This window comes from Marimonas lutisalis (genome assembly GCF_005434965.1).
Taxonomy (GTDB): Bacteria; Pseudomonadota; Alphaproteobacteria; order Rhodobacterales; family Rhodobacteraceae; genus Marimonas_A; species Marimonas_A lutisalis.
In genome coordinates this window covers 1-302 of sequence record NZ_SKCI01000006.1, presented here as the reverse complement: position 1 = coordinate 302, position 302 = coordinate 1, and the positions used below count along the sequence as shown (strand labels likewise).

The following is a 302-nucleotide window of genomic DNA, read 5'->3' as shown; positions in this document are numbered from 1 at the left end:
TTGAAGGAGGTGATGGCGCCGACATCATCTACGGCGGCGACGGCAACGATAGGCTGTCCTATTCAGGTTTGACCGGCGCTAGCCTCTACGGTGGCGCGGGCGATGACACCCTGATCGGCAGCGATGGTGGGGACGAGTTCACTGGCGGCGAAGGGTTCGACATCATCAGCTATGCCGGTGCTACGGAACGCGCGCGGGTCGACTTCCTGAACGACGTGGCCGGCAACGGCCGCGCCGCAGCGGGCGACCTCTTCACCGATATCGTTGTGGGCAAGGTTGTTGACGTCGAGGGCGTGATCGGC

General features: G+C 63.9%; 1 pseudogene. It reads left to right on the top strand.

Annotated features, from left to right (window positions below):
- Positions 1–302: pseudogene (locus tag E0501_RS19400) on the top strand (hypothetical protein); the annotation flags it as partial.